The sequence below is a fragment of the Pseudobacillus sp. 179-B 2D1 NHS genome, assembly GCF_045370945.1.
In the GTDB taxonomy this organism is placed as follows: Bacteria; Bacillota; Bacilli; order Bacillales; family Domibacillaceae; genus Pseudobacillus.
Map to the genome: position 1 here is coordinate 17,652 of NZ_JBIQDP010000039.1, position 11,194 is coordinate 28,845.

11 protein-coding genes are annotated in these 11,194 nt (G+C 42.9%); 10 read left to right on the plus strand and 1 reads right to left on the minus strand.

The genetic code is table 11. The features are described from left to right. Window positions 1–4 precede the first annotated feature (4 nt). From ACH0BF_RS23415 to ACH0BF_RS23430, 4 genes are read left to right on the plus strand one after another with little or no spacing between them, the layout of a single operon-like run. Entirely contained in the window at window positions 5–787 is a 783-nt protein-coding gene (locus tag ACH0BF_RS23415) for an enoyl-CoA hydratase (protein ID WP_340854592.1), read from the plus strand. A gap of 10 nt (window positions 788–797) precedes the next feature. After that, window positions 798–2,336 (plus strand): acyl-CoA carboxylase subunit beta, encoded by a 1,539-nt coding sequence (locus ACH0BF_RS23420; RefSeq protein WP_340856433.1) that lies wholly within the window; start codon window positions 798–800, stop codon window positions 2,334–2,336. Between the two features lie 18 nt (window positions 2,337–2,354). After that, the gene (locus tag ACH0BF_RS23425) at window positions 2,355–3,044 is read left to right on the plus strand and encodes a CoA transferase subunit A (RefSeq protein ID WP_406910396.1); all 690 of its coding nucleotides are present in this window, start codon (window positions 2,355–2,357) and stop codon (window positions 3,042–3,044) included. 13 nt (window positions 3,045–3,057) lie between these two features. Continuing rightward, window positions 3,058–3,711: a CoA transferase subunit B gene (locus ACH0BF_RS23430; RefSeq protein ID WP_340854589.1), complete on the plus strand. Its 654-nt coding sequence runs from the start codon at window positions 3,058–3,060 to the stop codon at window positions 3,709–3,711. 45 nt (window positions 3,712–3,756) lie between these two features. On the opposite strand, the gene ACH0BF_RS23435 is transcribed toward ACH0BF_RS23430, so the two are convergent. Further along, complete coding sequence (locus ACH0BF_RS23435) at window positions 3,757–4,356, minus strand: trimeric intracellular cation channel family protein (protein WP_340856431.1); 600 nt, start codon at window positions 4,354–4,356, stop codon at window positions 3,757–3,759. 192 nt (window positions 4,357–4,548) lie between these two features. Here ACH0BF_RS23435 and hflX point away from each other — a divergent pair, with 192 nt between their 5' ends. From hflX to ACH0BF_RS23465, 6 genes are all read left to right on the plus strand, one after another. Continuing rightward, complete coding sequence (gene hflX / locus ACH0BF_RS23440; protein ID WP_120037418.1) at window positions 4,549–5,799, plus strand: GTPase HflX; 1,251 nt, start codon at window positions 4,549–4,551, stop codon at window positions 5,797–5,799. An 18-nt stretch (window positions 5,800–5,817) separates the two neighbouring features. Next, window positions 5,818–7,080: a methionine gamma-lyase family protein gene (locus ACH0BF_RS23445; RefSeq protein ID WP_406910397.1), complete on the plus strand. Its 1,263-nt coding sequence runs from the start codon at window positions 5,818–5,820 to the stop codon at window positions 7,078–7,080. A gap of 136 nt (window positions 7,081–7,216) precedes the next feature. Continuing rightward, window positions 7,217–7,618, plus strand: a complete 402-nt coding sequence (locus ACH0BF_RS23450) for a MerR family transcriptional regulator (RefSeq protein ID WP_120037422.1) — start codon at window positions 7,217–7,219, stop codon at window positions 7,616–7,618. Window positions 7,619–7,658: 40 nt separating this feature from the next. After that, complete coding sequence (gene glnA, locus ACH0BF_RS23455) at window positions 7,659–8,993, plus strand: type I glutamate--ammonia ligase (RefSeq protein WP_120037423.1); 1,335 nt, start codon at window positions 7,659–7,661, stop codon at window positions 8,991–8,993. A 248-nt stretch (window positions 8,994–9,241) separates the two neighbouring features. Next, entirely contained in the window at window positions 9,242–10,318 is a 1,077-nt protein-coding gene (locus tag ACH0BF_RS23460) for a GGDEF domain-containing protein (protein ID WP_340854584.1), read from the plus strand. Between the two features lie 189 nt (window positions 10,319–10,507). Further along, window positions 10,508–10,771 carry a hypothetical protein gene (locus ACH0BF_RS23465; protein WP_340854582.1) on the plus strand — a complete coding sequence of 88 codons (264 nt, stop codon included), beginning with the start codon at window positions 10,508–10,510 and terminating at the stop codon, window positions 10,769–10,771. Window positions 10,772–11,194: the final 423 nt, after the last annotated feature.

Below are 11,194 nucleotides of genomic sequence, written 5' to 3' on the forward strand. Positions count from 1 at the left end.
TTGTTTGGGAAAAACAGTTGAAGTGACGAAGCTTGAACAAGGAGTGACTGTTTTGGCACTTCACCGCCCCGAAGCAGCTAACGCCTTGTCTCAAGCCCTTTTGTATGATCTTCACGATGCCCTCTATAACCTTAAACATGATCCGGAAGTTCGGGTGATCATTTTGACGGGCAAAGGTGAGAAAGCTTTTTGTGCAGGGGCTGACTTAAAAGAAAGAAGAGGAATGAACGAAGCGGAAGTAAGGAAAATTGTCAGTTTGATTGGTTCGGTTATTAACGAGGTGGAAGCGTTGCCGCAGCCGGTTATTGCGGCTATAAACGGCGTTGCTTTCGGGGGAGGATTAGAATTGGCTTTAGCCTGTGATATCCGAATTGCCTCCAGTCACGCGAAAATGGGATTAACAGAAACCTCTCTTGCCATCATTCCAGGAGCTGGAGGAACACAGAGGTTGCCTCGATTGATCGGAACCGGAAAAGCAAAAGAATTAATTTTCACAGCCAGACGCATTGCCTCTCACCAGGCAGAACAAATTGGTCTTGTCGAGCATATTGCTACTCCGGAAAATTTACTGGAAACAGCCATCCATTTGGCGAGGGAGATTGCTGCAAATGCCCCGTTGGCATTATTTCAGGCAAAAACAGCCATCAATCAGGGGATGCAGACCGATATTGCAACCGGCTTGCAAATTGAACGGCTGGCTTATAATACCTTAATTCCGACAGAGGATAGACTGGAGGGATTGCGGGCGTTTGCAGAAAAGCGGCCGCCAACATACAGAGGAAAGTGAGGAGACAGCAGTGAATGAAACGGGAGTAAAAACAGACTATCAGCAGAAAACAGAAGCCATCTTGAAAGGCGGACAGGAAAAGTATCATGAAAAAAATAAGGAGCAAGGAAAGTTATTCGTTCGTGATCGTCTGGAACGACTTTTTGACGAGGGTCTTCAGACAGAGGACGGATTATTCGCCAATATGATGGCTGGGGATTTGCCGGCAGACGGAGTGGTTACCGGCATCGGAAAAGTGAACGGACGCACAGTGTGCGTGATGGCGAATGATTCAACGGTTAAAGCTGGCTCGTGGGGAAAGCGGACAGTAGAGAAGATTATTCGCATTCAAGAAACAGCCGAAAAACTGCGCTGCCCGATGCTCTATCTTGTTGATTCAGCAGGGGCACGAATCACAGATCAGCTTGAAATGTTCCCAGGGCGCAGAGGAGCGGGCCGTATTTTTTATAACCAAGTGAAGCTATCTGGAAAGGTGCCGCAAATTTGCCTGTTATTCGGCCCTTCTGCTGCAGGGGGTGCCTACATTCCAGCTTTCTGCGACATTGTTGTAATGGTGGAAGGAAATGCTTCGATGTACCTTGGATCACCGCGTATGGCAGAAATGGTGATTGGCGAAAAAGTCACACTTGAGCAAATGGGCGGAGCAAAAATGCACTGTTCTGTTTCGGGTTGTGGCGATGTGCTTGTCAAAACAGAAGAGGAAGCTATTGCATATGCGAAAAAGTATTTAACGTATTTTCCGGATAATTATACGGAGAAACCAGTTCCAAGAGAGCCGAAAGCACCTGCAGCCTTTGAAAAGTCAATCGAAGAACTTATCCCTCAAAACCAAAACGCACCCTTTGACATGTATCAGCTGATTGAACGCTTGATCGATGAAGACAGCTTCTGTGAAATTAAAAAATTATTTGCAGCTGAGTTGATTACTGGTCTAGGCCGGATCAATGGACAGCCGGTTGGTATTATTGCTAATCAGCCTCGAGTAAAAGGTGGCGTGCTGTTTCATGATTCAGCTGACAAAGCAGCTAAATTTATCAGTTTGTGTGATGCTTTTCATATTCCGCTTTTGTTCTTGGCGGATGTGCCTGGATTTATGATCGGAACAAATGTAGAAAAAGCTGGCATTATCCGTCACGGGGCAAAAATGATTTTTGCAATGAGTGAAGCAACGGTGCCTAAGATGACAGTGGTTGTGCGTAAAGCCTATGGAGCTGGCCTCTATGCTATGGCTGGGCCGGCATTTGAACCGGATTGCTGTCTGGCACTGCCGACAGCGCAAATTGCGGTTATGGGTCCTGAGGCGGCAGTCAATGCTGTCTACGCCAATAAAATTGCTGCGTTGCCGGAGGAAGAAAAAGCCGCGTTTATCAATGAGAAGAGGGAAGAATATCGCCAGGATATTGACATCTATCGTCTGGCGTCAGAATTGATTATAGATGATGTAGTAGAGCCAAACCGACTGCGTGAAGAACTCTCTGCCCGGCTCAATGTGTATATGTCTAAATATATGGTGTTCACAGACCGTAAACATGGGGTGAATCCTGTCTAATAAAAGGAGGGGAACGGGATGAAAGAAATCTATACTGATTTCCGAGAGGCAGTATCGGGAATTAAAGATGGAATGACGATCATGGTTGGCGGCTTTGGTTTGTGTGGCATACCTGAAAACTTAATCAAAGCACTGGCGGATTCGGGAGTAAAAGAGCTAACGATCATTTCTAATAATTGTGGAGTCGATGATTGGGGACTCGGGCTGCTATTAAAAAATAAACAAATCAAGAAAATCATTGGTTCCTATGTTGGTGAAAATAAAGAATTTGAACGGCAGATGCTTGCCGGTGAAATAGAAGTGGAATTAACTCCACAAGGAACGCTGGCTGAAAAAATCCGGGCAGGTGGGGCAGGGATTCCGGCGTTTTTTACACCGGCTGGCGTCGGTACTCCCATTGCCAAGGGAAAAGAGATTCGAGAATTTAATGGGAAAGAGTATTTACTTGAGGAAGCCCTAACAGCTGATTTCAGTCTTGTAAGGGCCTGGAAAGCAGATAAAAAAGGGAATCTCGTCTATAATAAAACCGCCCGAAATTTTAACCCGATGATCGCCGCTGCTGGTCAAATCACCATCGCTGAGGCGGAAGAGATTGTAGAAATAGGGGATCTCGATCCGAACTATATTCATACACCAGGTATTTACGTACAGGCATTGATCCAGGGAAGTCAAGAAAAGCGGATTGAAAGAAAAACGGTTCGTCAATGAAGGAGGGATACTAATGGATACAAGAGAGAAGATTGCAAGACGGGCAGAAAAGGAGATTGAAAGCGGCAATTACGTGAATTTAGGCATTGGCATGCCGACGCTTGTTGCTAATTTCATTTCTGAAAACAAAGAAGTCGTACTGCAGTCGGAAAACGGTCTGCTTGGTATAGGTCCCTACCCAAGCGAAGAGGAAATGGATGCTGATTTGATCAATGCCGGAAAAGAGACGGTTACAGCTATTCCTGGCTCTGCTTACTTTGACAGTTCCGAATCTTTTGCTATGATACGCGGGGGGCACATTGATGTGGCCATTCTCGGGGGAATGGAAGTCTCTCAGAATGGTGACTTGGCCAATTGGATGATTCCAGGAAAAATGGTAAAAGGAATGGGTGGGGCAATGGATCTTGTTCATGGTGCCCGCAAAACCATTGTGATTATGGATCATGTAAATAAGCATGGCCAGTCAAAAATTTTAAAAGAATGCAAGCTTCCGTTAACCGGTAAAGGCGTCGTCCAACGCATTATTACCGACAGGGCTGTCATGGATGTTACATCAAAGGGTCTCATGCTTATGGAAGTAGCAGAAGGGTATTCGGTAGAGGAAATTATCGAGTGCACAGAGGCTGACATGACTGTTTCGGAAGAGGTAAAGCTGGAGGCATTTTAATATAATAAAAGCCTTTCAAATAAACTTTGAAAGGCTTTTATATTGTTAATGGAGGGCCCTTTTTGGGAGTCTCCATTTTAATTTATAAGATGCTACACGAAGGGCTGCAATCGCAGTAAAAAGGATAATTAATTCGACAGGTGTAGTTGTTATGTTCAACCCAATAAGCAAACCGGCCAACGCAGCCCATAAGCCATACACTTCATTATGCAAAAGAGCTGGTTTCCGTCCTGCCAGCAAGTCGCGCACAAGGCCTCCGCCGCTTCCGGTTAGAACAGCAGCCACAATGACCGCACTGATCGGATGATTCATTCCGACTGCATACAGTGCACCTTGAACAGCAAAAGCTGACAAACCGATGGCATCAAAGAAATTTCCCCATACCGGCCAATGCTTTAGCATATTGTGAGGGAAAAGAAGTGTCGCTGTGATAGATAGCAGGGCAATTTGAAAAAAAGCCTCTTGTTCCCACAAAGCAGAGACGGGTACACCAATCAATAAGTTACGGATCGCTCCGCCGCCAAAAGCGGTAATCATTCCTAATATATATACACCGAATACGTCATACTCTTCCTCCATCGCCACAATCGCACCAGAAATAGCAAAAGCAATTGTACCGATGACTGTAAAAATGTCCCAAGTGATTTCCATGGATGTCACCTCTTACTAAAATGTTCCCGGCAATCTATTATAGTACCGGAAGGCCTAAAGAACCAGCCTAACTTTTAATAAAGAAAAAATTTTTTAAGTTTCGTATGCGGTTGCAGAGTTATTAGTATTTTATCTGCCTTTTTGATAAGATGATGGAAGAAAAATCTAAGGAAAGAAGGAAACTAATTGACAAATGTGGAAAAAGAAAAAGTCATTCTGGCTGGTTGCCAGTTAACGGACGATACGGAACAGTTTCTGTACTCCATGCAAGAGTTGAAATCACTAACAGAAACGGCGCAAGGTGAGTCCTTAGCCATGATCACACAAAAAAGAGAGCGAATCCACCCAGGCACATATATTGGCAAAGGAAAGGTAGAGGAATTAAAAAGATTAGAGGAGGAACTGGAGCCTGATATCATTATTTTTAATGATGAGCTGTCTCCGAGTCAAATTAGAAATCTTTCTGCCGATCTATCTGCCAGGGTGATTGACCGGACACAATTAATTCTTGATATTTTTGCCCGCCGTGCCCGGTCGAGAGAGGGACAACTGCAAGTAGAACTCGCTCAGCTGCAGTACTTGCTGCCGCGGCTGGCTGGACAGGGAACAGCTCTTTCTCGTCTTGGCGGCGGAATCGGAACGAGAGGACCCGGGGAAACAAAGCTTGAAAGTGACCGTCGTCACATTCGTCGGCGCATTGATGAAATCAAGCGGCAGCTTCAGACGATCGTTCATCACCGTGAGCGGTATCGAAGTCGCCGAAAAAAGAACAAAACATTTCAAATAGCGCTGGTTGGCTACACGAATGCCGGAAAGTCCACTTTATTCAACAGGCTGACTGCTGCTGAGTCACTGGAAGAAAACCAGCTGTTTGCTACACTCGATCCTTTAACTCGGAAACTAGTTTTGCCGAGCGGCTATCAGGCGATTCTCACCGACACCGTTGGCTTTATTCAGGATTTGCCGACAACGCTCGTTGCAGCATTCCGGTCTACCCTTGAGGAAGTGAGTGAGGCAGATTTATTATTGCATGTTGTTGACAGTTCAAATCCTGATTTTGTCCAGCACCAACAGACTGTGAGAAGCCTGCTGGAGCAGCTTGAGATGGACCATTTGCCAGAATTGACGGTTTATAATAAAAGCGATCAACAACACGAGGAATTCGTTCGCTCCTCGGATGCAGAAACAATACTCATCAGTGCTCTTGATGAAGAAGACCGCCTGAAATTGAAGGAAACGATCGAGAGCATGATGAAAGAGCAGATGGTGCCATACAACGGGCGGATTCCATCCTCTGCCGGCAAGCTGCTCGCCCAGTTGAAGACAGAAACCATTGTAGATTCCATCTCGTTTGATGAAGACGATCAATTTTATCGTGTGCAAGGATTTATGTTTAGGGATCATCCAATTGTCGGTGAAATGATAAAATACACATAATACAGAGGGAGAACAGTTATGTTTGAATTATTGACACAAGGAAAAACTATTCAGCCGATTGCCGAGGAGGCTGAGGCCCAGATTGCCGATGTACATCGAGGGATTGAAAAAACGGCGGAATTAAACCAATTTCGGGTGCTTGAAAGCTTTAGAAAGCACCGGGTAAGTGAATTTCACTTTACTCCTTCCACCGGATATGGCTATGATGACAGCGGTCGTGATACACTTGAGAGCATTTATGCTGATGTGTTCGGAGGAGAGGCAGCGCTTGTCCGGCCGCAGATTATTTCCGGGACGCATGCAATTTCGATCGCTTTGTTCGGTATATTGCGCCCAGGAGATGAGCTTCTTTATATTACGGGTGACCCTTATGATACATTGGGAGAGATTGTTGGAATTTCCGGCAAAGGAAATGGATCGCTGAAAGAATTTGGTATTTCTTATCAAAGCGTTCCGCTTGCTGAAGGGGGACGGCCGGACTATTCAGCTATTCGGGCAGCCATTAAGCCAAATACAAAAATGATTGGCATTCAGCGTTCTAAAGGGTATGCTGTCCGCCCTTCGTTTACCATGACGGATATTAAAGAAATGATTGAATTTGTTAAAAAAGTAAAAAGCGATGTTGTTGTCTTCGTTGATAACTGTTACGGGGAATTTACGGAAGAGCAGGAGCCTTGCCATGTGGGAGCTGACCTAATGGCTGGTTCATTAATTAAAAATCCGGGAGGCGGCCTTGCAAAAACAGGCGGTTACATAGCAGGGAAGGCAGAATACGTGGAAAGCTGTTCTTATCGGATGACTTCACCAGGGATTGGTGCCGAGGCAGGCGCGAGTCTGTACAGTCTGCAGGAGATGTACCAGGGTTTCTTTCTTGCTCCGCACGTGGTAGCGGAGAGTTTAAAAGGAGCCATCTTTACAGCAGCGATACTAGAAAAAATGGGAATGAATACGACTCCTAAATGGCACGAGAAAAGAACTGATCTCATCCAGGCTGTCCAATTTGATGACCGCGAGAAGATGGTCGCTTTCTGTCAGGCGATTCAAAGTGCTTCTCCGGTTAATTCCCATGTGACTCCTTATCCTAGTTACATGCCTGGTTATGAAGATGATGTGATTATGGCAGCCGGGACGTTTGTGCAGGGAGCAAGCATTGAACTGTCTTCAGATGGGCCGTTACGCCCACCCTTTGCCGCTTATGTACAAGGAGGGTTAACGTACGCCCACGTAAAAATTGCGGTCTGCTACGCATTAAATGAGTTAATCGAGAAAAAATTGTTATAAAAAATGGCTGCAAGTAGCAAATGCTCTTGCAGCTGTTTTTTATAACAATTTTTTCATGTTAGAAAACCTAACATGTGTTTGACATATAAAGTAACAGGGTATAAAATAAATAACATAAAGAAAGGAGAGATCATTGATGAGCAGCAAAATCAGGCGTTCGATGCCATTATTCCCAATGGGAACAGTGATGAAACTAACAGATTTATCCGCCAGGCAGATACGCTACTATGAAGAACATCAATTGATTCGTCCAGAACGGACTGCAGGCAATCGCCGGCTCTTTTCTTTGTATGATATTGACCGTTTGCTCGAAATTAAAGATCTGCTTGATGAAGGTGTCAATATGGCAGGTGTGAAAAAAATCTTATTGAAGGAAGATGAGAGCATACATAATCAAGTTAAGAATGAATTGAGCAAAGAGAAAAAGATTTCCACTGATGAAGAAGTAAGGAAATTGTTGCGCAAGGAATTTATTAATGCTGGTCGTTTTTATCGAAACGATCTTCCGCCCGGAGATCGCTTTCGTTATTTTCATTAAAAATAAACACAACGTATGATCTTGAGGAGGAATTATTTGTATGGGCAAGTATACAAAAGAAGACATTATGAATTTGGCGAGGGAGGAAAACGTTAAATTCATCCGGCTGCAATTCACCGATATTTTAGGAACCATTAAAAATGTGGAAATCCCAGTGAGTCAATTGCCGAAAGCACTGGATAACAAAATGATGTTTGATGGATCCTCTATCGAGGGATTTGTGCGTATTGAAGAATCTGATATGAATTTATATCCGGATCTTGACACATGGGTAGTATTCCCTTGGACAGCGGAAAAAGGAAAAGTAGCTCGTTTGATTTGTGACATTTACATGCCAGATGGCACCCCTTTTGCCGGAGATCCGCGCAGCAACTTAAAGAGAATTTTGAAGGAAATGGAAGAACTCGGTTTTTCTAATTTCAACTTAGGGCCTGAGCCAGAGTTTTTCTTGTTTAAATTGGATGCGAATGGCGAACCTACATTAGAGCTTAATGATAACGGTGGCTACTTCGACTTGGCACCGACAGATCTTGGAGAAAACTGCCGCCGGGACATCGTGCTAGAGCTGGAAGAAATGGGCTTTGAAATCGAAGCTTCCCACCATGAAGTGGCGCCGGGACAGCATGAAATTGACTTTAAATATGCCAATGCCTTAACTGCTTGTGATGAAATCCAAACATTTAAGTTGGTTGTCAAAACGATTGCGAGAAAACATGGATTGCACGCAACCTTTATGCCGAAGCCGCTATTTGGTGTAAGTGGATCAGGCATGCACTGCAATATGTCATTATTCAAAGATGGCAAAAATGCATTTTATGATGAAAATGGCGAGTTGCAATTAAGTGAAACAGCTTATCAATTTATCGCTGGTACCATCAAGCACGCGAAAGGATTTACAGCTATTACAAACCCTACTGTAAACTCCTACAAGCGGCTTGTCCCTGGCTATGAAGCGCCTTGTTATGTTGCTTGGTCTGGTCAAAACCGCAGTCCGCTGATCCGTATTCCATCTGCTCGCGGCATGAGCACACGTGTGGAAGTGCGCAGTGTAGACCCGGCAGCAAACCCATACTTAGCAATGGCTGTCCTTCTGCAAGCAGGACTTGACGGCATTAAAAACAGCATGACACCGCCGCCTGCTGTTGATCGCAACATCTACACAATGAACGAAGAAGAAAGGGAACGTGAAGGTGTAGAGGATCTGCCGGGTACATTAGCAGAAGCACTTCGCATGTTAAGAAAAGATGAAGTTATTCAAGCAGCCCTCGGCGAACATATCCTTGAACACTTCATTGAAGCAAAAGAGATTGAGTGGGACATGTTCCGCACACAAGTCCACCCTTGGGAACGCGAACAATATTTACAAATGTATTAATAGTGAAACCCCTTGAGCCACTTGGCTTCAAGGGGTTTTTGTTTGAAGGTAAACCTCATATAGTATCAGCTTTTTGATTCTTGCCCCCTTTTCTGCCCCGGACATAATAGTTGCTGTATATTCTTCAAAACGCTCAATAGCATCTGTTTCAATTTTTTATAAAAGAAATAGAATTAATTGAGCTGATTTTATTGGCTCCTGGTTTTAACTTTCCAGTAAATGTGATAAATTTCCTTAAGGTGATAAAAATGATTATTAAAGATCTCTTTGCGAATTTGACTATAATTATTTCTCTTTTATTTATATATGCCCATCTCACAAAAAGCTCTCCTCTTCGTTCTAGTCCCTCCATTAAAAGAAAGATACTTGTGGGGGCAGCGGGAGGGCTTGCTAGCAATGTATTGATGCAATACAGCATAGAGATTGGAACAACGATTATTGATTTACGGCATATTCCGGTTATTTTATTAGCCTCCACTGGTGGAGCATTGCCTACAGCTATTTCTGTAATGTTCGTGATGATAGGTAGGTTTTTGATTGGGATTAATCTTTCATCCTATGTTTCTATCATGTTTATCGTTTCTGTTGCGATATTTTCCATATGGATTTCAAAAATTCAGTTGACCAGAAATACAAAAATATTATACATGTTAACTTTTTCTAATATCTCTTTTTCTTTTACTGTTATTTATTTAATTGAAGATATTTCTTTTCTTTTATATTTAATCCCACTGTATTGGACTATCTCCTATGCGGCTGGGTATCTTGCTTTTTATATCCTTGAATTTTTACGTGATAGTCAGATGCTGCTGGAAAAGTATAAAGAGGAGGCCAAAATAGATGGACTAACAGGTTTGAACAATGTACGGCGATTCGATGAAGTGTTTAATAAGCTAACTACTGATGCTAAAACAAATAACAAACCTTTATCCCTTCTTTATATTGACGTTGACTTTTTTAAAAGGATAAATGATACATATGGACACGCCGAAGGGGATGCTGTTTTAAAACAATTAGGTTTACTTCTACGGAAAGGCACAAGAAGCTTTGATTTGGTGAGTCGTAATGGAGGAGAGGAATTTACAGTAGTGTTAATAGATTGCCAATTGAATAGGGCAATTGAAATAGCTGAAAATATAAGAAAAGCAGTAGAGAAAAACACGTTTTCATTGAATGATGGTCAAAAAATCACATTGACAATTTCCGTTGGAATTGCAAGTTATGGAGATACTACCAATAATATAAACATGTTAATTGAAGAGGCGGACAGAGCATTATACCAAGCAAAAAAATCGGGGCGTAATAAAATTTGTGTAGCTGACTGAATTTGTTTTTTCTTAATAGCCGAGCCGTTAAGCATCTAATAAGATGGAGGTGTTTTTAAATGAAAAAAACAGTACATTGTACTTATTATGACTACCAGTCTCAAAAGCGTAATCAATGCGTTGTAACTATTTACCGAATAAGGGGTTATAAGGTAATTCATTAGCAAGTGTTGTTAATAGGAGGAGCATATGAGATTTGTTTCGAGAGCATTTTGGATTTCGATTATCTGCTTAGTATTAGAGGTCTTAATTTGCGGTGTGATTTCTGGAACAGCAGAATATAAAGGAAGTACTTATCAGGCAGACTTTTTCTTCCGATTAGGTATTAATCTGGGAGTATTTTTTACTTTGTTATCAATGGTTATGGGGGGGTTGGCTAATTATGAAAATGACTATGAGAAGAGCTTGAGACTTGTGGCTACAGGTCTCTTTTTTATGCAAAAAGTAATATAGGTTATGAGACCTGCTTGCACCGATCATCCTAGCGCTGGTAGAGTTGTTTAAGAGAACAAGTATGATCAAAAAATAATTTTCTTCCATTATTGGCGCTGTTCGTTAGACTAGTCATAGTATTGGCAGCCACGTCCCTTACTGATTTAGAGTTAGGTTATCGCTTATGGGCGAGTGGCTTATCCAGACTCCCAGCAGTTGAATTATTTAAGTTAGGGAACAAAAGAGAAGAACATTCAAAGGGGATAGACTTATGACAAAAACCGCTGATCTATCACATCATTAAGGCATCATCGACTGGAGCAAGGCAGCAAAAGAATAGTAGAATAAAGCCCCTGTCCTTAGTTGTGGACTGACCCCTATTTTTGAGACAGGGATCAAAACACCTTTAAGCAGCCAGCTGCCGATATTTGACCGGTGGCTGGT